The sequence below is a fragment of the Hafnia sp. genome (assembly GCF_036648275.1).
Classification (GTDB): Bacteria; Pseudomonadota; Gammaproteobacteria; order Enterobacterales; family Enterobacteriaceae; genus Hafnia; species Hafnia alvei.
On sequence record NZ_JAVXIQ010000013.1, the window covers coordinates 84,281 to 106,679 of the forward strand.

At 44.5% G+C, this 22,399-nt stretch carries 21 protein-coding genes; 10 read left to right on the plus strand and 11 right to left on the minus strand.

The annotated features are described in order from the left end of the window. Positions 1-23: 23 nt before the first annotated feature. Entirely contained in the window at positions 24-272 is a 249-nt protein-coding gene (gene grxC / locus RSC70_RS13205; protein ID WP_025801494.1) for a glutaredoxin 3, read from the minus strand. 17 nt (positions 273-289) lie between these two features. Continuing rightward, positions 290-721, minus strand: a complete 432-nt coding sequence (locus RSC70_RS13210; RefSeq protein ID WP_332542724.1) for a rhodanese-like domain-containing protein — start codon at positions 719-721, stop codon at positions 290-292. A 386-nt stretch (positions 722-1,107) separates the two neighbouring features. Here RSC70_RS13210 and gpmM point away from each other — a divergent pair, with 386 nt between their 5' ends. The 4 genes from gpmM to RSC70_RS13230 all read left to right on the plus strand — a co-directional run bounded on the left by gpmM (position 1,108) and on the right by RSC70_RS13230 (position 6,688). Next, entirely contained in the window at positions 1,108-2,652 is a 1,545-nt protein-coding gene (gene gpmM, locus RSC70_RS13215; RefSeq protein WP_103008787.1) for a 2,3-bisphosphoglycerate-independent phosphoglycerate mutase, read from the plus strand. A gap of 9 nt (positions 2,653-2,661) precedes the next feature. Then, positions 2,662-4,023 (plus strand): murein hydrolase activator EnvC, encoded by a 1,362-nt coding sequence (gene envC, locus RSC70_RS13220; RefSeq protein ID WP_063586084.1) that lies wholly within the window; start codon positions 2,662-2,664, stop codon positions 4,021-4,023. A 58-nt stretch (positions 4,024-4,081) separates the two neighbouring features. After that, a complete protein-coding gene (locus tag RSC70_RS13225; RefSeq protein ID WP_432707160.1) occupies positions 4,082-4,999 on the plus strand; it encodes a divergent polysaccharide deacetylase family protein in 918 nt (305 codons plus the stop codon). 75 nt (positions 5,000-5,074) lie between these two features. Continuing rightward, complete coding sequence (locus tag RSC70_RS13230) at positions 5,075-6,688, plus strand: phosphoethanolamine transferase (protein ID WP_332542710.1); 1,614 nt, start codon at positions 5,075-5,077, stop codon at positions 6,686-6,688. 179 nt (positions 6,689-6,867) lie between these two features. Here RSC70_RS13230 and tdh read toward each other — a convergent pair whose 3' ends face one another. Next, positions 6,868-7,893: an L-threonine 3-dehydrogenase gene (tdh, locus tag RSC70_RS13235; protein WP_025801499.1), complete on the minus strand. Its 1,026-nt coding sequence runs from the start codon at positions 7,891-7,893 to the stop codon at positions 6,868-6,870. A gap of 13 nt (positions 7,894-7,906) precedes the next feature. Then, complete coding sequence (gene kbl, locus RSC70_RS13240) at positions 7,907-9,103, minus strand: glycine C-acetyltransferase (protein ID WP_043490096.1); 1,197 nt, start codon at positions 9,101-9,103, stop codon at positions 7,907-7,909. A gap of 309 nt (positions 9,104-9,412) precedes the next feature. Between kbl and rfaD the strand changes: the two genes are divergently transcribed. From rfaD to rfaL, 4 genes are read left to right on the plus strand one after another with little or no spacing between them, the layout of a single operon-like run. After that, positions 9,413-10,342, plus strand: coding sequence for an ADP-glyceromanno-heptose 6-epimerase (gene rfaD / locus RSC70_RS13245; RefSeq protein ID WP_332542711.1), 930 nt, complete (start codon positions 9,413-9,415; stop codon positions 10,340-10,342). Positions 10,343-10,377: 35 nt separating this feature from the next. Further along, positions 10,378-11,427 (plus strand): ADP-heptose--LPS heptosyltransferase RfaF, encoded by a 1,050-nt coding sequence (rfaF, locus tag RSC70_RS13250; protein ID WP_040045232.1) that lies wholly within the window; start codon positions 10,378-10,380, stop codon positions 11,425-11,427. Continuing rightward, positions 11,427-12,386: a lipopolysaccharide heptosyltransferase RfaC gene (rfaC, locus tag RSC70_RS13255; protein ID WP_282808002.1), complete on the plus strand. Its 960-nt coding sequence runs from the start codon at positions 11,427-11,429 to the stop codon at positions 12,384-12,386. Before rfaF ends, rfaC begins: the two co-directional genes overlap by 1 nt. A 28-nt stretch (positions 12,387-12,414) precedes the next feature. Then, positions 12,415-13,632, plus strand: a complete 1,218-nt coding sequence (rfaL, locus tag RSC70_RS13260; RefSeq protein ID WP_332542713.1) for an O-antigen ligase RfaL — start codon at positions 12,415-12,417, stop codon at positions 13,630-13,632. 53 nt (positions 13,633-13,685) lie between these two features. Here rfaL and waaZ read toward each other — a convergent pair whose 3' ends face one another. Genes waaZ through rfaQ form a run of 6 tightly spaced genes read right to left on the minus strand, consistent with a single transcriptional unit; the run spans position 13,686 to position 19,262 of the window. After that, the gene (gene waaZ, locus RSC70_RS13265; RefSeq protein ID WP_282815121.1) at positions 13,686-14,465 is read right to left on the minus strand and encodes a 3-deoxy-D-manno-oct-2-ulosonate III transferase WaaZ; all 780 of its coding nucleotides are present in this window, start codon (positions 14,463-14,465) and stop codon (positions 13,686-13,688) included. 9 nt (positions 14,466-14,474) lie between these two features. Next, positions 14,475-15,200, minus strand: coding sequence for a lipopolysaccharide core heptose(II) kinase RfaY (gene rfaY / locus RSC70_RS13270; protein ID WP_332542715.1), 726 nt, complete (start codon positions 15,198-15,200; stop codon positions 14,475-14,477). Between the two features lie 28 nt (positions 15,201-15,228). Continuing rightward, entirely contained in the window at positions 15,229-16,236 is a 1,008-nt protein-coding gene (gene waaO / locus RSC70_RS13275) for a lipopolysaccharide 3-alpha-galactosyltransferase (protein ID WP_304183812.1), read from the minus strand. 38 nt (positions 16,237-16,274) lie between these two features. Next, positions 16,275-17,072, minus strand: a complete 798-nt coding sequence (rfaP, locus tag RSC70_RS13280) for a lipopolysaccharide core heptose(I) kinase RfaP (RefSeq protein WP_332542718.1) — start codon at positions 17,070-17,072, stop codon at positions 16,275-16,277. Then, entirely contained in the window at positions 17,065-18,189 is a 1,125-nt protein-coding gene (locus tag RSC70_RS13285) for a glycosyltransferase family 4 protein (protein WP_332542719.1), read from the minus strand. Before RSC70_RS13285 ends, rfaP begins: the two co-directional genes overlap by 8 nt. After that, positions 18,189-19,262 (minus strand): lipopolysaccharide core heptosyltransferase RfaQ, encoded by a 1,074-nt coding sequence (rfaQ, locus tag RSC70_RS13290; protein WP_332542720.1) that lies wholly within the window; start codon positions 19,260-19,262, stop codon positions 18,189-18,191. Before rfaQ ends, RSC70_RS13285 begins: the two co-directional genes overlap by 1 nt. Before the next feature lie 438 nt (positions 19,263-19,700). Here rfaQ and waaA point away from each other — a divergent pair, with 438 nt between their 5' ends. Together waaA and coaD are read left to right on the plus strand one after the other, a co-directional pair. Continuing rightward, positions 19,701-20,978 (plus strand): lipid IV(A) 3-deoxy-D-manno-octulosonic acid transferase, encoded by a 1,278-nt coding sequence (gene waaA / locus RSC70_RS13295; RefSeq protein WP_234618865.1) that lies wholly within the window; start codon positions 19,701-19,703, stop codon positions 20,976-20,978. Between the two features lie 11 nt (positions 20,979-20,989). Then, a complete protein-coding gene (coaD, locus tag RSC70_RS13300; protein ID WP_025801513.1) occupies positions 20,990-21,469 on the plus strand; it encodes a pantetheine-phosphate adenylyltransferase in 480 nt (159 codons plus the stop codon). A 3-nt stretch (positions 21,470-21,472) separates the two neighbouring features. Here coaD and mutM read toward each other — a convergent pair whose 3' ends face one another. Further along, entirely contained in the window at positions 21,473-22,282 is an 810-nt protein-coding gene (mutM, locus tag RSC70_RS13305; RefSeq protein WP_332542725.1) for a bifunctional DNA-formamidopyrimidine glycosylase/DNA-(apurinic or apyrimidinic site) lyase, read from the minus strand. Positions 22,283-22,399: the final 117 nt, after the last annotated feature.

A 22,399-nucleotide genomic window follows, 5' to 3' on the forward strand; every position in this document is an offset into this window, starting at 1 on the left:
TTATGGGGCGAATACCGCACGGATTACAGCAACGGGTCGAGGCCGCCTTTTGCATCCAGCGCGTGTAAATCGTCACAGCCACCAATGTGCTGCCCATCAATAAAAATTTGTGGCACGGTTGTACGACCGCTGCGCTCAATCATTTCTTCGCGCTTTTTCGGATCGTTATCAATAGCAATTTCATTAAACTGAGCGCCTTTTGACTGCAACAGCGCTTTCGCACGATGACAGAAAGGACAGGTCGCTTTGGTATAGATCTCAATGTTTGCCATGATGAATTCCTTGCAAATTATTTGCCGCGAGCTAAAGGCAGATTCTCACCGCTCCAGCCTGCGATACCGTCTTTCAGCGTATAAACGCGCTCAAAGCCCGCTTTCACTAAATGCTCACCCGATTCACGAGAGCTCATGCCATTGGCGCAAACCACGATAACTGGCTGAGTTTTATGTTTCTCTAACTCACCAAAGCTGCCATTTTTCAGGTCGCTAGGCGTCAGATTCAGAGAGTTTGTCAGATGACCCTTGCGGAAATCTTCGCGAGTACGGGTATCAACAACAACGGCATCTTCTTTGTTAATCAGAAGAGTGGCTTCACCACGAGTAATTTCTTTTACTTTGGAGAAACGGCTTTTAAAGGTGGTGACCAGCACTGCTACAAACAGAACAATCCACGCTACGCTAAGTATGGGATGGGCACTCACAAATTGCATAATCTCTTGCATTTGCATGGGGTGTAACGACTCCCGTCAGTTAAGGGATAAAATCAAAGTGTCAGAGTATACCTGCGCAGTGCGTCAATTACAGCCAGAAGACCTGTTACTAAAAACGAATCTGCGGCATAACCCGAAATTTTTTATGTTTCAGACAGGATTTACCGGCTTGAAACAAGGTACAGAAACGATCATTTGATCTTTCTGCGCTCAATTCACCACAGACTGTAGTAAAATTACACTACTTTGAGTGCAAATAGCCGTGTATGTTATTCGGCCTTTGCTTAGGCACCGCTCTGCGGGCGTGTGAGTGATTCCGTTTTAACCTAAACGGCTATTCACACTTGAACGTATTTTGAACTCAAACTTTGAACTTATAAAGAAACGAGGTTGTTGCAATGTCGAGCGCCAAAAAACCAATGGTACTGGTAATTCTAGACGGTTATGGTTACCGCGAAGAAACCCAAGATAACGCGATTCTTAACGCTAAACGTCCAGTTATGGATCGTCTGTGGAAAGAGTATCCGCACACCCTGATTTCTGCTTCCGGTTTGGACGTGGGTCTGCCTGACGGCCAGATGGGTAACTCTGAAGTTGGTCATGTAAACCTTGGCGCAGGCCGCATCGTTTATCAAGATCTGACCCGTCTGGACAAAGAAATCAAAGACGGCGACTTCTTTGCTAATGAAGTTCTGGTCGGTGCGGTTGATAAAGCCGTATCTCTGGGCAAAGCCGTTCACATCATGGGTCTGATGTCTCCGGGTGGCGTTCATAGCCACGAAGAACATATTCTTGCTATGGTCGAGTTGGCTGCCAAGCGTGGCGCAGAAGCGATCTACCTGCACGCATTCTTGGATGGACGCGACACCCCGCCGCGTAGTGCTGAGAATACACTGAAACGATTCACCGAGAAATTTGCCGAATTGGGCAAAGGCCGCATCGCGTCCATCATTGGTCGTTACTATGCAATGGACCGTGATAACCGTTGGGATCGCGTTCAGTTAGCTTACGACCTGCTGACCGAAGCGAAAGGCGAATACACCGCAGAAAATGCGGTTGCCGGTCTTGAAGCGGCTTACGCTCGCGACGAAAACGACGAGTTTGTTAAACCAACCGTAATCAAAGCGGCAGGTGAAGCGGATGCCTCCATGAACGACGGCGATGCGCTGATCTTCATGAACTTCCGTGCTGACCGTGCTCGCCAGATCACTCGCACCTTCGTTAACGCTGACTTTGACGGTTTCAAACGCAACAAAGTGGTTAACTTCAGCAACTTCGTGATGTTGACTGAATATGCGGCTGACATCAAAGCGGCTTGCGCTTACCCACCATCTTCACTGGCAAACACCTTCGGTGAATGGCTGATGAAGCATGACAAAACTCAGCTGCGTATTTCTGAAACTGAAAAATATGCTCACGTGACCTTCTTCTACAACGGTGGCGTGGAAGAGCCGTTCAAAGGCGAAGACCGCATCCTGATCAACTCGCCAAAAGTGGCGACTTACGATCTGCAGCCAGAAATGAGCTCTGCTGAACTGACCGAAAAACTAGTTGGCGCTATCAACAGCGGTAAATACGATGCGATTATCTGTAACTACCCTAACGGCGACATGGTTGGCCACACCGGTATTTACGATGCCGCAGTAAAAGCCATTGAAACGCTGGATCAATGTGTTGGTCAGGTCGTCGAAGCCGTACAAAACGTAGGTGGCCAATTGCTGATCACTGCGGACCACGGTAACGCCGAGCTGATGCGCGATCAGGTTACTGGTGCTGCGTATACCGCTCACACCAACCTGCCAGTGCCATTAATCTACGTTGGCAAACCGGCTAAAGCTGTTGAAGGCGGGAAATTGTCTGACATCGCGGCCACCATGCTGACCATGATGGACATGGAAGTGCCTAAAGAGATGACTGGTAAGCCGCTGTTCATCGTGGAATAATCGATCCCCATGAGGGGAAAAGATCAATTTCACGAATCAAAGGTAGCCTTAGCGCTCAAAGCGGATAAAAACATCGGCGATAAACCAACTCGTTTGTCGCCTACTCCCGCAGCGTTTCGCATGTTACCGATACTGTGTGCCAGCGTACTCTATGCTGGCGCATGGTTTTCCTCATTCCCCACTCAGGCCGCTGATGACAACAAACAGCAGCTAAAATCTATTCAGCAAAACATTGCTGAAAAAGAAAAAGCCGTCAAACAGCAGCAACAACAGCGCAGTTCGCTGCAAGATCAGCTTAAAGCGCAGGAAAAAATCATTGCTCAGGCAAGCCGCTCTCTTCGAGAAACGCAGTCTGAACTGGCAACGCTAAGTGCCAACGTTACCAAGCTGACCGCATCGATTAAAAAACTGCAGTCGCAAGAAAACAAACACCTGAAGCTGCTCGAGCATCAGCTCGATATGGCTTTTCGTTTAGGCAAACATACCGGTATTCAGGTTTTACTGAGCGGTGAGGAAAGCCAGCGCAGTGAGCGTATTTTGGCTTACTTTGGTTATCTCAATGAAGCACGCCAAAAAAATATCGATAAGTTAAACCAAACCCGCACCGACTTAGCCAGCGAAAAGAAAGAGCTGGAAGCCGCACAGAATCAGCAAAAAGCGATTCTGGTTACGCAGCAGCAAGCGCAACAGCAACTGGAATCAGCCCGAGTTCAGCGCCAAAAAACCCTGTCATCATTGGAAAGCTCACTGGCTAAAGATCAGCAACAGCTCTCCGAAATGAAAGCGAACGAATCGCGCTTGCGCGATCAGATCGCCAAAGCCGAGCGTGAAGCAAAAGCTCGCGCCGAACGTGAAGCACGCGAAGCCGCCAAGCTTCAAGCCCAAATGAAGGCTAAAGAAGCGCAGGCGAAGAAAAAAGGCACGACGTATAAATACAAACCAACGGAAAGCGAGCGTTCACTGATAGCGCGTACCGGTGGTTTAGGACGTGGTAATGGTCAGGCGATGTGGCCCGTTCGTGGCCGAACCATTCACAGTTTCGGCGAAACGCTTCAAGGCGAACTGCGCTGGAAAGGGATGGTTATTGCCGCATCTGAAGGCAGTGAAGTGAAAGCCATCGCAGATGGTCGCGTACTGCTAGCCGATTGGCTGCAAGGTTATGGTCTGGTCGTTGTGGTTGAACACGGTAAAGGCGATATGAGTCTGTACGGCTATAACCAAAGCGCTTTGGTTAACGTCGGCGCACAGGTTCGCGCCGGACAGCCTATCGCACTGGTCGGTAATAGCGGTGGCCAAGGCCAGCCTGCTCTTTACTTTGAAATTCGCCGCCAAGGCCAAGCCGTCAACCCACTACCGTGGCTTGGACGTTAGCCCCAAGAGCCCTCATTCACCCGCAGTTACCGCTCCTGCAACAACAAGGGAAAACACATTGCGATTTTTCAATGCTGTCACCTCCGCACTTCTGATTTTCACCTGTAGCACGGTATCTGCCTATGCCGGAAAATTAGCCATCGTCATCGACGATTTTGGCTATCGCCCACAAGAAGAAAATAAAATCCTGCAAATGCCCTTGGCCATCTCGGTTGCCGTTTTACCCACCGCACCTCATGCACGTGAAATGGCAAACAAAGCGCATGCTCAGGGGCGCGAAATTCTGATCCACCTGCCAATGGCGCCCATTAGCAAACAACCGCTAGAAAAAGACACATTACAGCCCTCAATGAGCGAGGCTGAAATCCAGCGCATCATCCGCCAATCCGTAAACGCTGTGCCTTATGCCGTTGGGATGAACAACCATATGGGCAGCCTGATGACGTCAAACCTGCAGGGCATGCAGAAAGTCATGCGCACACTGGAGCAGTATCATTTTCTTTATTTTCTCGACAGCATGACGATCGGCAATAGCCAAGTGACAAACGCCTCTGCCGGCACTGGGATTAAGGTCATTAAGCGCAAAGTCTTTCTTGATGATTCTCAAAACGAAGCCGCTATCCGCCAACAGTTTAACCGCGCTATTCAAATCGCACGGAAAAGTGGGTCTGCAATAGCTATCGGTCACCCGCATCCATCAACGGTACGCGTATTACAACAAATGCTGCCGTCATTACCGACAGATATTGTATTGGTTCGCCCTAGTTCACTGCTTAATGGCGCTTCAGTGCCAGATAAGAATCCGCTGCCAACACAGCAAAAACCACGTAACCCATTCCGTGGTGTTAAACAATGCATCAGCAAAAAAGCGCCAGAGAAGGTGTATGCCACCGCCATGTTTGATGCTATTGGCACCAGCGTAGCAAATTCAGCTCCGGTGAAATTTATTCAGGCCCGCTGGCATTACTGGCTGTAATGGCGTCAGTATTAAATTAATTCATAATCCGGCATAATGTTGCATTGCGGATTATGAATTAATTACCAAACTAAAATGTATAAAAAAACACCTTACTTACTCTTTGGGAAAGAGTATTTACTGCTAATTATTAGCGTAGTTATTTTCAGTATTATCAATATACTGATGGCTCCCAACATTCACATGTCTTACCGCATTGTGACTTTCACTTTATCGTTATTATTTCTTAAAGCGATTCGGTCAACGCCTCTACGAATCATTCTAGCCTTACCGCTTCTGTTTCTTTGCTCCGCGGATATTAGCCTTAGCCTCTACTCTTGGTTTACTTTCAAAACGCCATTTAACGATGGCTTTGCTGCCAGCACACTTGAAAGTAATCCCATCGAGATGCTTGCAATGCTTGGCGTCTATATTCGCTTTGTCATTATCTGCCTAGCATTGCTTGTTTTGTTTATTTTGGCTATCCGCCCTGCACAGGGAAGAATGATCTCCAAAAAAATAACCGGAACTCTGCTGATTGTTATCTGTGCTATTGCACTGGCCTCTTCTGTGAAGTTCGTTAAAAAACGTCCAGCCAGTGAAGGCGCAAGCTCAGAGCTCAAAGTTGCTGCCCGATTCACAACCTACATGCCTTTCTTTAACATGAGCTATTTCCTGACAGCCATACAGGAAAGCCAAATCTTGAAGAATATTAGTGGGGCAGCACCGCGCTATAGTCTTAGCGTTAAAGATACAGGTATTGATACCTATGTATTGATTATTGGCGAATCAGAACGCGCTAAAAATATGAGTATTTACGGCTACCAAAAGCCAACTACGCCTCAGTTAGAAGCACAAGAACCGTATTTAAAACTGTTTAACCAAGCGATTAGCGGCGTGCCATTTACATCCGTTGCTGTACCTATGGCGCTGAGTGCAGACAATATTCATAATCATAATATTACAAACTATTCAGACAATATCATTAACTTAGCTAACCAAGCTGGCTTCCACACTATGTGGCTAAGTGCGCAAACAGCCTTTGGCAACTATGGCTCTTCTGTTGCAGGCATTGCCATGAATGCTGAAGATAAACTGTATATTAAAGGTTATGACAAAGAACTGCTGCCCCATCTAAAAAAGGCACTACAGAAACCAACGCATGATAAAAAACTTATTGTCCTGCATTTATATGGCAGTCATGAGCCTGCATGTAAAAGATACCCAGCAAACGAAACCGTATTTGATAAATCTAATGATATAGATGCTTGCTACGATAATTCAGTTCGATACACGGACAGTTTATTAGGCGAAGTATTTGGTTTGTTAAAGCAAAATAAAGCTTCGGTGTTTTATTTCTCTGACCATGCGTTAGAACGAGATCCAAGACAAAGTGCGCCTTATTTTCACGGTGGTATTACACCTAGCCAAGAGGCTTATCATGTACCTATGTTTATATGGTATAGCCCAGCATTAGCACCACAAGATAAAGATGAAACTGGGCAAGTCAACGCCGTTTTCTCAACCAGCTACAATGATATCCTCATCGCAACATGGCTAGGGGTTACCGATGCGCAGCGAGGGACATTCGCCAATATTAACGCTGTCATTGAGAAATTCGCAGGTGATTCCTCCGTTCTCGACAATCGCTACGAGAAATTGGATTACCACCAACTGAGAAAAACCGCTGAAGAGCCGTTATCTCACTAATAATAAAAGCCCCTGTTTGGGTAATACCGTTCACTTAAGCGTGATTTTAGGGGAAGTACACCGATGGGGTCGTAGCAGCTTTAGCTGCCGGAGCGCCCCGCGGTGTGCTAGCCCCGAGTATCTCGAGCTCTTAAACGAACGGCATTGCCCTATTTGGGGCTTTTACTCATATAAAGATCTTAATCCCAGCTCAGAACAACCTTGCCAGATTGGCCTGAACGCATGGCATCAAAACCTTTTTGGAAATCATCGATACCAAACTGGTGAGTGATGATAGGGCTCAAATCCAAGCCTGATTGCAGCAACGCGGCCATCTTGTACCACGTTTCAAACATCTCACGGCCATAAATGCCTTTGATGAACAGCCCTTTGAAAATCACCTGATTCCAATCAATGGCCATATCTGATGGTGGAATCCCCAGCATCGCAATTTTGCCACCGTGATTCATGGTGCTCAACATTGCACGGAACGCTGGCGGTGCTCCAGACATCTCCAAACCAACGTCAAAGCCTTCGGTCATACCAAGCTCATTCATCACATCAGTGAGGTTTTCTTTACTCACATTCACAGCACGGGTCACACCCATTTTACGGGCTAGATCCAGACGATATTCATTAACGTCGGTAATCACGACATTACGCGCACCAACGTGTTTACACACTGCGGCAGCCATAATGCCAATCGGCCCAGCACCGGAAACCAAAACGTCTTCACCCACTAAATCGAATGAAAGCGCGGTATGAACAGCATTGCCAAACGGGTCAAAAATGGCCGCTAATTCATCAGGAATATTGTCTGGAATTTTAAACGCGTTAAATGCAGGAATAACTAAATACTCAGCAAATGCGCCAGTGCGATTAACACCCACCCCCGTGGTATTTCGGCATAGATGCGTACGTCCGCCACGACAATTACGGCAGTGTCCGCAGGTGATGTGTCCCTCACCAGAAACACGTTCGCCAATCTTGTAGCCGGTGACCTCTTGCCCGATCGCAACAATCTCGCCCACGTATTCATGCCCAACGACCATCGGTACAGGAATCGTTTTTTGCGACCATTCATCCCAGTTGTAAATATGGACGTCAGTGCCACAAATCGCCGTTTTACGGATTTTAATCATGATATCGTTATGCCCAAGCTCTGGCTTAGGCACATCGGTCATCCAAATCCCTTCTTCCGCCTTCAGTTTTGACAATGCTTTCATAACGATGAGTTCCTTAGGCAATCACACCCAGCTGCTTGCCGATACGAATAAAGGCCGCGACTGCGCGTTCAATTTGTTCTGGTGTATGGTCAGCAGACATTTGGGTACGAATACGCGCCTGACCTTTAGGAACAACAGGGAAGAAGAATCCTGTTACATAGATGCCTTCTTTCAGTAATTCATTAGCAAATTCTTGCGCCAATTTTGCATCACCCAACATCACAGGGATAATGGCATGATCGGCACCCGCTAAAGTGAAGCCCGCCGCGCTCATTTTTTCACGGAATAAACGGGCGTTGCTCCACAGACGGTTGCGCAGTTCATCACCATCAGCCAGTAACTCAAGCACTTTGATTGATGCAGCAACGATGGCAGGCGCCAAAGAGTTGGAGAACAGATAAGGACGCGAACGCTGGCGCAGCCATTCGATCACTTCTTTGCGCCCTGCAGTGTAACCACCGGATGCACCACCTAATGCTTTCCCCAAAGTACCTGTGATGATGTCAACACGCCCCATCACTTCACAATATTCATGGGTGCCACGGCCATTTTCACCAACGAAGCCAACCGCATGGGAATCATCAACCATCACCAACGCACCATATTCATCGGCTAAATCGCACACCGATTTCAGATCGGCAATAACGCCATCCATTGAGAACACGCCGTCGGTCGCAATCATGATATGGCGAGCACCATCGGCCTTCGCCATTTCTAACTGGGCACGCAGTTCAGCCATATCGTTATTGGCGTAGCGATAGCGCTTGGCTTTACACAAACGCACGCCATCGATAATCGAAGCATGGTTCAACGCATCGGAAATAATGGCATCTTCAGGGCCTAACAGCGTTTCGAACAATCCGCCGTTAGCATCGAAGCAGGAAGAATATAAAATGGAGTCTTCCATACCTAAAAAATCAGCCAATCGCTGTTCTAGCTGCTTATGGCTATCTTGAGTGCCACAGATAAAACGCACAGATGCCATACCAAAACCATGAGAATCCATGCCTTCCTTCGCTGCTTGGATCAGTGCAGGGTGGTTAGCCAAACCTAAATAGTTGTTTGCACAGAAATTAATAACATGGCGGCCATCTGCAACCGCGATATCAGCCTGCTGTGCAGAAGTAATAATACGTTCATTTTTATACAGACCTTCGGAACGGGTCGTTTCTAATTGCTGGGTCAGCTGCTGGTAAAAATCCGCAGACATGGTGTTATCTCCTGGATGGGCAAGTTTGTGAAACATATTACTGCCTTGTTGCAAATGAAACGAGTTTGTAACTCACAGAATGTGAAAAATGCAGCAGATATCACGCTGTTGCAGGATTAAGGGAAATAATTACTTTCAGTTATGAATTAGTCGCCATGCACCACTCATGACAGTATGAGGCCTAATTTAGGGGCTTTTGATTCAGATTCATGCCCTATACGCTGAATGCTTAAGCATGAAATGCTATTATGAGGTCATATAACGTGGGGCGTTGTGCGCCACTGTTTCGTTTATTTAAAGGTAAATCTCATGATTATTGTAACCGGCGGCGCTGGCATGATCGGCAGCAACATCGTTAAGGCACTGAATAATAAAGGCTACAGCGACATTCTCGTGGTCGATAACCTTAAAGATGGCACTAAATTTGTTAATTTGGTCGATTTAGACATTACCGACTACATGGATAAAGAAGACTTTATTGCCAGCGTTGTGGCTGGCGATGATTTCGGCGATATCGAAGCCGTTTTCCATGAAGGTGCATGCTCATCCACGACCGAATGGGATGGCAAGTATATGATGGATAACAACTATCAATACTCTAAAGAACTGCTGCATTTCTGTTTGGAACGCCAGATCCCATTCTTGTACGCATCTTCCGCCGCCACTTATGGCTTAACGGAGCAATTTACCGAAGAACGCGAATTCGAAGGCCCATTAAACGTTTATGGCTACTCAAAATTCCTGTTCGATCAGTATGTTCGCCAGATCCTGCCAGAGGCAGAATCTCAGATTTGTGGCTTCCGCTACTTCAACGTTTATGGTCCTCGTGAAGGTCATAAAGGCAGCATGGCAAGCGTTGCATTCCATCTGAATAACCAAATCAACAACGGCGAAGATCCAAAGCTGTTTGAAGGCAGCGATGGCTTCAAACGTGACTTCATCTATGTAGGTGACGTTGCTGATGTGAACCTGTGGTTCTGGCAGAAAGGCATCTCAGGCATCTTTAACTGCGGTACTGGCCGTGCTGAATCATTCCAAGCCGTCGCTGACGCGGTTGTTGCCTATCATCAGAAAGGCAGCATCAGCTACATTCCTTTCCCAGACAAACTAAAAGGCCGCTATCAGGGTTTCACCAAAGCTGATACCACCAAACTACGTGCGGCTGGCTATGACAAACCGTTTAAAACCGTTGCTGAAGGCGTGAGCGAATATCTTGCGTGGCTGAATAACAAAGCCTAAACACGGCTCCACAACCGTAAGGAATGAAACACGGTATGAAAATACTGGTTATCGGCCCTTCATGGGTAGGCGACATGATGATGTCGCAAAGCTTGTATCGAACCCTGAAGGCCGAACATCCTGACGCTAAAATTGACGTGATGGCACCGAACTGGTGCCGTCCTTTGTTAGCGCGAATGCCTGAAGTTAACGAAGCGATCGCCATGCCCTTAGGGCATGGTTCTTTTGCGCTGGGCGAGCGCTACCACTTAGGCAAAAGCCTGCGTGATAAAGGCTATGATCGTGCCTACGTGCTGCCAAACTCGTTTAAATCTGCGTTAATCCCTTTCTTTGCTCGCATTCCAGCTAGGACTGGTTGGAAAGGTGAAATGCGCTATGGCTTGCTGACGGATGTCCGCCAGCTCGACAAAGTCGCATTCCCGTTAATGGTTGAACGGTATGTCGCGTTGGCTTACCCATCACAGCGGATAAAATCGGCTAAAGATTTGCCGCAGCCACTGCTTTGGCCAGCGCTCAGTGTTTCAGATGAAGAGATTGCTGAAACAGCGGCGGCGTTTAATCTGACAGACCACCGCCCAATTATTGGTTTCTGCCCTGGAGCAGAATTTGGTCCAGCCAAGAGATGGCCGCACTACCACTACGCTTCGCTAGCACAGAAGCTGATTGAGCAAGGCTATCAGGTTGCTCTTTTTGGCTCAGCCAAAGACCACGAAGCCGGTGAAGAGATTTGCCAAGCGCTTACGGAAGACGCCCGCGAATATTGTTTGAATGTCGCCGGGCAAACAAACTTAGATCAAGCCGTGATTTTAATTGCGGCATGCCAGGCAATTGTGACGAACGACTCCGGCTTAATGCACGTAGCCGCCGCGCTTAATAAACCACTGGTCGCGCTTTATGGTCCTAGCAGCCCAGATTTCACACCACCGCTGTCAAACAAAGCCAAAGTCATCCGCTTGATCACGGGCTATCTGAAAATACGCAAAGGTGATGCAAATCAAGGCTATCACCAGAGCCTGATCGATATTCAACCTGATGTTGTTATGCAAGCATTGAACGAGTTATTACCAAAGGATACCCAGCAGTAATGCATGTCTTGATTGTCAAAACCTCATCGATGGGCGATGTGCTGCACACGTTACCAGCACTGACAGATGCTATGCATGCCATTCCAGATATTAAATTTGATTGGGTGGTAGAAGAAGGGTTCGCGCAGATACCAAGCTGGCATCCTGCGGTCGATCGCGTGATCCCAGTGGCCATCCGCCGCTGGAGGAAGAACTGGTTTGGTGCTAATACACGTCAAGAACGCTGTGATTTCAAACGAGAAGTTCAACGCCGCACCTATGACGCCGTCATTGATGCTCAGGGGCTGATAAAAAGCGCAGCGTTAATCACCCGTATAGCAAAAGGCCCGCGCCACGGACAAGACTGTCAAAGCGCTCGTGAACCCTTCGCCAGCTGGTTCTTCAATCATCGCTACAGCATTAATAAAAAAATGCATGCGGTCGAAAGAACACGTGAGTTATTTGCACTGAGCTTAGGCTACACAAAACCAGAAAGCAGAGGGGACTACGCTATCTCTCAGCGTTTTCTCAGCCATCTCCCAGCGGATCACGGCCAGTATTTCGTGTTCTTACATGCAACAACGCGCGACGATAAGCACTGGCCTGAAGAACATTGGCGTGACCTTATTGCTCTGGTTGAGCCGACAGGTATGAAGATTAAATTACCTTGGGGGGCGGAACATGAGCACCAACGCGCTCAGCGCTTGGCTGAAGGTTTCAGTCATGTAGAGGTGTTGCCACGTTTATCGTTAGAACAGGTGGCAGAAGTACTCGCGGGCGCGAAGGCTGTCGTATCTGTCGATACTGGGCTAAGCCATCTCGCAGCCGCACTCGATCGACCAAATATTACGCTCTATGGCCCAACCGATCCGGGGTTGATTGGAGGATATGGAAAAAATCAGGTGGCGTGTTGTTCTCAGGATAAATCATTAACTAATTTGTCAGCTAATACTGTATTTAACGCTTTGGCTAAAATTTAATAAGAGTTGTTTTCTCTTCGGAGTATATATGAGTTCAGTACTACCAAATCAGAGATGGAACATCGATTGGCAGTCTATATGGAATAGATCTATTGTATTTTTATTTATAGTAACCTATTTTTTTGATGGGGTAAGTCGATACAAACATGCAATTAGCTACGCTATATACATAACTGGATTAGTTTATATCGTTAAGCAGAGGAAAAAAATATTCAGCATTTTCAAGAATAACCTTTTCTTATCTTTAACTATCTTTTGCATCGCAATAATATATGCAATAGCAATTTCAGTAGAACCATCGCTAAGCCTAAAGCGTGCTCTGAACACAGTTTTTGAAAAAATGCTTCTGGTATCCGTGATGATTGCAGCTGTTCTTCATAAAGAAGACAACAGCAAAATAGCCACTATGCTAATAGCGGCTCTAATCACAACGCTGGTTATCCTAACCGGAACAGAGATTAATCAATATATTGAAGAATACAAAATAGGTATTATTCCATTTACCAGCTTCGAACACCGCAGAATTTCTGACACTCTAATATTTATATTCCCAGCCATACTCACTTTATGGGTTATACCTGGAAAAAAGTACAAAATACTATTCTTTATACTTGCAGCAATTTTCGCTATTCTTATGCTTGGCACACTGCAACGAGGGACTTGGCTATCATTAGCAGTTCCCGCATTGATTTGGGCACTGATTAAACGCGAATGGAAGTTACCTTTGATAGCACTAGTCGTGATCGGTTTCGGCCTATTTGCCGCTCATCAAAAAGATCCACAGCAGGTCAAAACGTTATTCCACAAACTGCAACAAACTGACAGTAGTGGTCGTTATGAAAATGGTACGCAGGGTGCAGCACTCGATCTTATCCTAGAAAACCCTATCAAAGGCTATGGCTTTGGTAACGATCTTTATCATCATGTTTATAATGAACGCTCTCCAAGCTACCCTGACTGGCGTTTTAAACAATCTATCGGACCGCATAACTTAACGCTTTCAATTTGGTTCGCTGGAGGAATATTAGGGTTGTTTGCGCTTTACTATCTACTCGTATCTACACTAGTTTCTAGTATAAAAGGATATCGCTGTAGCACAGGTTTATCGCAAGAAGCATTCTTAATACTTACGTTGATATTTGTGGGTGATTTTTGTGTTCGAGCAGCGTTCGAAACTGTACGAATAGAAAACCTAACGATCATCATCTCTATTCTTTTTGCTCTACATGCAAAGAAATACTTATAAAATAATTAAGCAAAAAAAGAGCCCATTGGGCTCTTTTTTTACAATTAATTATTCTATTCATCAGCTTCAATATACGGTATGACGTTATAATCAATCGCAGTGTTATTCGATAAATTATAGATATTAATATCTGTAACGTTATCTCTCATAAATTGGAAGAAAGGAAGTATTTTTACTAAATCACGACTCAGTTCAGATGGCATAGAAAGCTCTCCATTCTTATCATAAAAGCGAGAGCACGAATCCACTAAATCTAGCCCAGAGCATATGATTTTTGTATAACGTAAACTATAGGCGATTTGGATTGCGGCATATGCCACGGTATGACAAGAACAATATCCATCACTAATATCTAAACTAAAGCCAACTAATCGTCTTCTTTTTGACATTGGCACGTCAATTAAAATATTTTTATTTCTCAGTGACAAAATTTTGAATTTTATCTTTTTAAAAAAACCACCCTTTTCTCTTTTATAAAGCATTTTCATGATGTGACAATTCTCTTGCAGAAATTGCTTGTCCTCTAAACTTGCTTTCTCAAATACATCACAATTAATTATAGTATGTTGGCTATTTTTAACAAAAAACTTAAAGTCGTCGTTTCTTTGTAATAAAAACCGGTCATCCGTTAATACATAAATAAATGGTTTAATTTCATTTTCAATGAGATAACGAGCAGAGCCATTTACCGCTATGACATCTGATTTATTGAGTAATGAAATTGGTGTATTTACCGATGTTGGGCCTGAAAGAAAAACAACTGCATTTTCATGCATTTTCTCTTTCATCAGCATATCTACATCATTTTTTGAAATGTATTGAGGATGATTCATAAAATTAACTTAGGCCTTACGTTTTTTAAACCCTAAAAACATTTTTATTTTTGCTTTAAAGGATTTTATTTTTTGACGCAAAATATTTTTATACACAACAGAATAATAAGCAAAATCATTAACAGAATTATCAATATTAAGATGTCTTTCCATATCTATTCTATCTTTGGCTTTCCGTTTTGCATTACACGCTTTGCCCGATAAGTCGATAATTCTTATTCCATCTTGTGATAAAATAAAATTGCCTTTATGCGGATCACCAGAAACCATATTATGCTGATGTAATTCATTCATTTTATTATTAATTTCAGCACGAATGTTTTCATTGAAATCTTCAACATCCGATAGTTCAATACCATCAACAAATTCAATTATCATGATAAATACGCTAGCGTAGTTAAATATTTTTTTCTCCGCTAACAGATAGAAATCATTCGGGAATGTAATTCCTTCATTTCTTACCCTATCAGTTTGAAGCAACAAATTCAGGTAGTAGTCGCCTTTAACAAAAGACTTAAAAAAACGTTCAACTTTTTTTTCTTTTGGCGCAAAAACCTTAAATACAAATTTTCCATGAGGAGTATTGATCAATGAAACCTTGGTGTCTTCGATACTGCGAAATACTTTTATGACATCAAGATCATTATTGAGAAAATCCCTGAATATGTTTTCATAAATTTCATTATTGTCTTTAATGTAGACTTTGAAATTTTTTATACTTTTACTAACAATCATGAAAATATCCGAATATTGATATTGAACTTCATCCAAACATCTTCTTTACAAAATACATAAAGTAAAAGTAGATGCCTTCAAAGGATTTATGCTGATTAAATTTATGTTTAGCACAGTAGCGAAGCTGGCTACTACTCTGAGGCTTTATTAGCGATGCCGTCCCCCAAGGGGAGTGCTTTTTCGCTTGATAAAACGGTGTCGCACTGGGGTATTGAGCCCATTCGTGCCAAGGTTTCGTTGGACCGATGTAGTGAATGAGTACCGTATTTTCGTCAACAGGGCTTTTACAATTCTTTTTTAGTTCATAATTTAAACTAAATTGTGTATTGTATTTCTTATCTAAGAACATTACCCGTCCAGCTAGGATTATATTGAGCACATCTTGATCGTAATAAGTCAGTTTGCTTCTTATATCACTATCGTTTAATGACTTCATAGCCTGCATGCTAACATCAAGTGCTTGCCATTCAGCTAAGTCAATTACCAAAACACCCGTATTAAAATACCCTTTGGCGATAAGATCATTCCCTAACACCTCAGCACGTTGAAGCCACCACTTCTCATCACGCTCAGTAACTGCAGCAACCACAGCGCCATTCAGAGGGAGATGAACAAGTTCTTGTATTGAACCATTGCATACAACATCAGAATCAATATATGTAATGCGTTCTAACTTTCCGCTAAAATAATCAGCAATAATGAATCTAAAGTAAATAGCATATGTCCAAAGCTTATTTTCTGGCAGAGATTTTAAACTATCTGCATTAACGAGATAAATAGAGATATTCGTTTTATATTGCTCGGCTAATGCTTTAAATTTTTCTCTATCGCTCTCAGAAAAAGAGTCGGTAAACACATGGAAATTAAATTTTAGCTCTGAATTATTGATAAGAAATGACGTGATTGATACTGCACAGCCAAACAAAAAATTTTTATCTGTACCGTAAGCAATATTCTGGTATTGGCTGCTATCGTCAGGTTTATTACCAATATATGTTATGACGTCCTTGATGTACTGCTCTTCATGGAAAAACATAGTTTCTCACTTATCCTCTCAATACACTGAAAGATCGGTCATAGCGATTTGCGTATAGTACGTTCTTTAATTTTTTCAGACTTAGTAATCGCTTTTTCTAGCAATTCCCGCTCTTGCGTCAATGTTTGACGCAACGGGGCATCAAAATAAATTTTAAGAAAATAAAGAATGTCTTTTTTACTCAGCCCAATATTGGAAGATGAGAAATATAAACCAATCAGATCTTTATCTCTCCAACGTTTCGGTACTTTGTCACGGATCTGCGATCGGTGTAAGTCGATAACCGATAATTTGAGCTGACTTTCATCGCCATCGAACGGCAAATGAAGTAAAAAATGGCAAATATAACAATCGCGATGATTTACTCCACCACGATGCATCTTCCTCACCATCGTTGCCAATCGCTTAATTAGCATACGCTTGATACGAAAATCAGGGGGGGTTTGCTCCCAATCAGCACAGTAATCTTCTAGGCTAATTGTGGGCGCCAAATCTTCAGTAATAATAAAAGATTTCCGCGTCAGTGGATTAGTTCCCGTTTGACCGAAGCCAATGCCTTTCATGGTATCAACGTCTAATTGGTACAAACGGTGAATCGCTTTCCACTCACGATCGGCTCCCAATACAGGTATACGGAAAGAAATCAGATTTTTCAAAACTTCCTTTAGCGTAGTGCCATAGTGAATTTTAATAAAATATGATTTCTCTGCTAAAGAAAAACGAAGCGTTTTACGAGTCTCCAAAGCACGAAAAACCTCCCCTTGAAGTTTCTCTACTTCAACAAAAGGATCTTTTCCCTTCCACAATGTGGTTAAGGGCTCTTTTAACTCAATCATTTTTACCACCTAAAATGAGATCCGCCGCCCTTTCTGGCAAGCTATACAGATCTTCTTTATCCGCATACGCTTTAGCGTGTTCGGACCATGTATCTCTTAGTTTTTTGTCATCTAGCCCGCGCGCTAAAACTTCATTTAACTGCTGTTGTTCGAATGGCTCAGAAATCACCACTCCACAATCCGCGCTAGCAACGTGATGAGCATAGCCACAAGTTTCTGTCGTAATAACCGGCAGCCCAGCCGCAATCGCCTCAATTAAAACGATACCCGCTGACTCTTGGTATGCAGGATGCATTAACACGTCCGCAGCAGCCATTAATTCAGGGATATCATCTCGGCCAGAGTAAAATTGAACCTGAGATAAAATATCCAACTTCGCGGCGAGTGCTTGATAACGCTTCGGCTTATCTTGCCCAACTACAATTAACTTTGTCTTTAATTTAACTGCCGTTGGCAATGCAGAGATTGCACGCAACGTCCGATCAACGCCTTTACGTTTAAAATCAGACCCCACCTGTAGCACCAGCAATTCATCTTCAGCAACAGCGTTGCGTTGACGAAATTCTTCACGAATATTAGCTGGACGATGATCGTACTTTCTATCTAAAGATATTCCTGGCGGAACAATATGAAAACGCTCAGGCGCAGTTTGATAGTGTCTTTTGAAATCTGCAATTTGCTTGCCGGTCAGCATTAGCAACTCAGCGTGGCTCTCATTTGAAAATACGGCTCGTTCAAACTCCGCATAATGCTTATAACGTGAAGTTAATCGGTAGAAAAATCCTTTTTCCTGTGCCACTTTTTCGGCATAACACACGTCTGCAGCATAGTAATAATCGAGCCCCGGCATCTTGTTGAAACCTACCACGATGTCGGCTGGATTAGTCTGCAGATCATGTGTTACCCAATCACTATATTCTTTATTTCGGCCATGGTTTGAATGTGAGCGAGTGGGCACTTGGATATATTCGAAATCTGCTGGACGTTCGCCCTCCCAAGACATCGCATAAACACGGATATGATGCCCACGAGCCTGACATGCCAGTGCAATACGTAGAAAGTCGCGCTGCAATCCACCAAACGGAAAATATTTATATAAACAGAACGCAATATTCATTATTCGCTATCCCTAGGCATGAGTTCATCTGAGCTATCCTTCAGAAGCTTTTCTGTAGCCTTAATAACGTCACTTGCTGGGATACAGGATAGATATTTACGATGACGATCCAGATTGTCTCGCGTAGGCATTGGCTGATAGTCACCCGCCCAAAACATAATGAAACTATCACTCCACGGACGCCAGAATCGGTGATCGGTGGCGCCAAATAAGCAAACAATTGGCGTTTTCAGTGCCGCAGCAATGTGCATCGGGGCAGAATCAACGCCAATAAACAGAGACGCATGATCAATCAGAGCCGCAAGCTCGGGGAACGATGTTTTACCGGCCAACGCTGTAACAGGCTTTATTTTGCAGTGCTCTTTAATTTTAGTTACGCAGGCAATATCAGCAGCGCTTGGCCCTGAGGTTAGCACCACGCTATACCCACGAGATTCTAATGAATCAATAACCTCTGAGAATTTTTCTTCATCCCAGCATTTAAACATCTGGCGAGCCGTTGGCTGAATGACAACATAATGCTGGCTATCTACACCGTTCTCAGAGAGCTGCTGCTGAATGGCAAACCAATGATCGGGCTGATAGCTCATCTTTGTTGCAGTGATGATTTTTTGCAAACCCAGAGGCGCAAGAGTCGATAAATTGCGCTCAACGATATGCATACCTTTCGGTTCGACCGATTCACTAAAGCAGCTTGTCCAAAATATCGATTTACGGTGGTGAAACTGCAGCGAAATTTTATCTTTAGCCTGTAAGCATTTAACTAAAAAAGCGACCGGCCACTGATCTGTCAGATTAATCACTAAATCGTAATTATTCTTCCTCAGCAAACTAATCGTCTTCGCTACATTTTGTAGTTTTTCGAATGCTGATGTTTTTCTATTTTTGATCCCGTAGAGTGCATTAACCTCAGGGTTTTCCGAGAGAATTGGCATAGTGTCTTCATATAATAAGACATCGATTTTAGCATCTGGATAGTTGAGCTTTAGCGTACTGATGACTGGAGTTGTCAGCAGCATGTCTCCATGAAACCTAAGCTTGATGACGAGTATTCTTTTATATTGTTTATCCACTTGCCGCTCTTATCTATCGGGTTATAAGACGCTGTATGCGAAAACTCATGCATAAAGGCGATCCGCGAATAGGCACGCTACCGCCCTTGGCTCTACAGCAACCAATTCACTGATAAAATCTTCTCTGTTTATATTTTGCTATTGTATCACTAGTTATTGCAGGTGCCGAATTCCTTATTTCCAACAAAAATTAATAAATCATTTAAAATCAAACTAATAAGAGAATTATCTATGACAAAAGAAAACGCGACCCTACAAAACATTATCTATCTAATTGATTTTATCAATTAATAATACAATCTTACGAAAACCACATTATTAACAATGAGTTGTAAGTGAATTCTCGGTTTTTCAGGTAGTTGAAGACCAAAAGTGATGGCTTTGCCTTAGTTAAATACTTAGAATCCCAACCAAGTTTACCTACCATACAAACCTCTTATGCTTCAAACGCTTTACACCATACTGCTTTACCTAATCCAGCCGCTCATTTGGATCAGATTGTGGATGCGTGGTCGTAAAGCTCCTGCCTATAGAAAGCGTTGGGCGGAGCGATATGGCTTTTGCTCAAACAAAATGCTTTCCGGTGGGATCATGTTGCACTCTGTTTCCGTAGGGGAAACGCTGGCGGCGATCCCGTTAGTTAGAGCCTTGCGCCATCGCTATCCAACGCTACCGATCACAGTAACCACCATGACGCCAACGGGCTCAGAGCGTGTGCAGTCAGCGTTTGGCAAGGACGTTCAGCATGTCTATTTGCCGTATGATCTACCAGGTTCAATTAATCGCTTTCTAGACCGCGTTAACCCGAAGTTAGTTCTCATCATGGAAACTGAACTGTGGCCAAACCTGATTACTGCGCTCAATAAACGCCAGATACCACTTGTTATCGCCAACGCACGTTTGTCTGCCCGCTCAGCAAAAGGTTACGCAAAACTCGGTGGTTTTATTCGTGATATCTTGCGTCGTATCACACTGATAGCCGCGCAAAACCAAGAAGACGGTGAGCGTTTTATCTCCTTGGGTTTAAAACCATCCCAATTAGCCGTCACTGGCAGTCTAAAGTTCGATATTTCTGTCACGCCACAGCTCGCCGCTAAAGCGGTGACACTTCGACGCCAGTGGGCACCTCATCGTCAAGTCTGGATTGCAACCAGCACCCACGAAGGCGAAGAAGCCATTTTGATTGATGCTCACAAACAGCTGCTAGAGCATTTCCCTGAGCTGCTACTTATTCTCGTCCCACGTCATCCTGAACGTTTCAACGACGCCATTAAGTTGACGCAGCAAGCAGACCTAAGCTACATCACTCGTTCATCTGGAGAAATTCCCACAGCCAAAACTCAAGTCGTTATTGGCGATACGATGGGCGAATTAATGTTGCTATACGGTATCGCCGATCTTGCCTTTGTCGGCGGAAGCTTAGTCGAACGAGGCGGGCACAATCCGCTGGAGCCCGCGGCGCACGCAATCCCTGTTCTTATGGGCCCACATACCATCAACTTTAAAGATATCTGTGCCAGACTAGAACAGGCCGATGGTTTAATTACCGTGACAGATGCAGCGTCTTTGGTAAAAGAGATCACGACGCTGTTAACTGATGAAGACTACCGTAGCTACTATGGTCGCCACGCCGTCGAAGTGCTATATCAGAATCAGGGTGCATTACAGAAATTATTACATCTGCTTGAACCTTATCTTCCCGTAAAGAACCATTGAGAGCGGTAACCATGGAAAAGCGCGCCATCTATCCCGGTACTTTTGATCCGATGACTAACGGTCATTTAGATTTAGTGACTCGTGCCGCTAACATGTTTGATCACGTTATTCTTGCGATTGCAGCTAGCCCAAGTAAAAAACCGATGTTCAGTCTCGAAGAACGTGTCGCCTTAGCAACTCAGGTGACAGCTCATCTGCCTAATGTGGAAGTTTTGGGGTTTAGCGAACTCATGGCGCATTTTGCTCAGCATCAAAATGCCAATATTTTGGTTCGTGGTCTCAGAGCTGTTTCTGATTTTGAATATGAAATGCAGCTCGCAAATATGAACCGCCATTTGATGCCGACGTTGGAAAGCGTTTTTCTTATGCCTTCCAAGGAATGGTCGTTTATCTCATCCTCTCTGGTGAAAGAAGTCGCTCGCCACGGCGGAGATATCGCTCCTTTCGTGCCTGAGATCATTGCTCAGGCACTGAGTGAAAAACTCATCTAGCGCCTACTTCTGGCAGCGTGGACAAAAAAACGTCGTGCGCTGCCCGTGCTTTCCGCTCAGTATTTTCGCACCACACACTCTGCATGCTTCCCCTGCTCGACCATAGACCTGCAGTTCCTGCGCAAAATATCCTGGCTTACCATCGGACTGCAAAAAATCTTTCAGAGTCGTACCACCTTGTTCTATCGAACGTAAAAGCACTGCTTTTACGGTAGCTACAAGCACATCGGCATCTTTTTTCGTTAATGAGCCGGCTGGCCGGTCGGGGCTAATACGAGCGGTAAACAATGATTCACTGGCATAAATATTTCCGACGCCCACTACCACCTTATTATCCATCAGCCACGCCTTTACGGCGGTCTTCTTATTACGTGACTTCTGGTACAGGTAATCACCGCCAAACTCGTCACTGAGCGGCTCAGGTCCAAGATGAGCCAACACGTTGGATGAGTCTAAATCTTTACACCATAGCCAAGCACCGAAACGCCGTGGATCGGTGTAACGCAGCATCATGCCACTCGACAAGATCATATCGACATGGTCATGTTTTTGAGGGGGTTCATCAGCGGGCAAGATACGAACGCTACCAGACATACCAAGATGAACAATAATCCATCCATCAGCTAACTCAATCAGCAAATACTTGGCACGGCGCTGCACGCTGAGCACCTGTTTATCGCTTAATCGAAGCAGCTCATCAGAGACTGGCCATCGGAGTTTAGGCTGGCGAACCACAAGATGTTCGATTGAATGGCCGACTAAAAAAGGTTCGATCCCTCGGCGGCTAGTTTCTACTTCTGGTAGTTCTGGCATTTTACTCCCCAACTCAAAGGCATTTGCCATCTGCTGATGGCTACAATCACCATGTGGGGGCATTTTAGAATAAAAAAAACCCAGCCGAAGCTGGGTTTTCTTAAATCCACTAAAATT

Bases quoted from the DNA above. Each gene is read 5' to 3' on its own strand.
- grxC (WP_025801494.1), bottom strand. From the start codon at position 272: ATGGCAAACATTGAGATCTATACCAAAGCGACCTGTCCTTTCTGTCAT.
- RSC70_RS13210 (WP_332542724.1), bottom strand. From the start codon at position 721: ATGCAAGAGATTATGCAATTTGTGAGTGCCCATCCCATACTTAGCGTA.
- gpmM (WP_103008787.1), top strand. From the start codon at position 1,108: ATGTCGAGCGCCAAAAAACCAATGGTACTGGTAATTCTAGACGGTTAT.
- envC (WP_063586084.1), top strand. From the start codon at position 2,662: ATGAGGGGAAAAGATCAATTTCACGAATCAAAGGTAGCCTTAGCGCTC.
- RSC70_RS13230 (WP_332542710.1), top strand. From the start codon at position 5,075: ATGTATAAAAAAACACCTTACTTACTCTTTGGGAAAGAGTATTTACTG.
- tdh (WP_025801499.1), bottom strand. From the start codon at position 7,893: ATGAAAGCATTGTCAAAACTGAAGGCGGAAGAAGGGATTTGGATGACC.
- kbl (WP_043490096.1), bottom strand. From the start codon at position 9,103: ATGTCTGCGGATTTTTACCAGCAGCTGACCCAGCAATTAGAAACGACC.
- rfaD (WP_332542711.1), top strand. From the start codon at position 9,413: ATGATTATTGTAACCGGCGGCGCTGGCATGATCGGCAGCAACATCGTT.
- rfaF (WP_040045232.1), top strand. From the start codon at position 10,378: ATGAAAATACTGGTTATCGGCCCTTCATGGGTAGGCGACATGATGATG.
- rfaC (WP_282808002.1), top strand. From the start codon at position 11,427: ATGCATGTCTTGATTGTCAAAACCTCATCGATGGGCGATGTGCTGCAC.
- rfaL (WP_332542713.1), top strand. From the start codon at position 12,415: ATGAGTTCAGTACTACCAAATCAGAGATGGAACATCGATTGGCAGTCT.
- waaZ (WP_282815121.1), bottom strand. From the start codon at position 14,465: ATGAATCATCCTCAATACATTTCAAAAAATGATGTAGATATGCTGATG.
- rfaY (WP_332542715.1), bottom strand. From the start codon at position 15,200: ATGATTGTTAGTAAAAGTATAAAAAATTTCAAAGTCTACATTAAAGAC.
- waaO (WP_304183812.1), bottom strand. From the start codon at position 16,236: ATGTTTTTCCATGAAGAGCAGTACATCAAGGACGTCATAACATATATT.
- rfaP (WP_332542718.1), bottom strand. From the start codon at position 17,072: ATGATTGAGTTAAAAGAGCCCTTAACCACATTGTGGAAGGGAAAAGAT.
- RSC70_RS13285 (WP_332542719.1), bottom strand. From the start codon at position 18,189: ATGAATATTGCGTTCTGTTTATATAAATATTTTCCGTTTGGTGGATTG.
- waaA (WP_234618865.1), top strand. From the start codon at position 19,701: ATGCTTCAAACGCTTTACACCATACTGCTTTACCTAATCCAGCCGCTC.
- coaD (WP_025801513.1), top strand. From the start codon at position 20,990: ATGGAAAAGCGCGCCATCTATCCCGGTACTTTTGATCCGATGACTAAC.
- mutM (WP_332542725.1), bottom strand. From the start codon at position 22,282: ATGCCAGAACTACCAGAAGTAGAAACTAGCCGCCGAGGGATCGAACCT.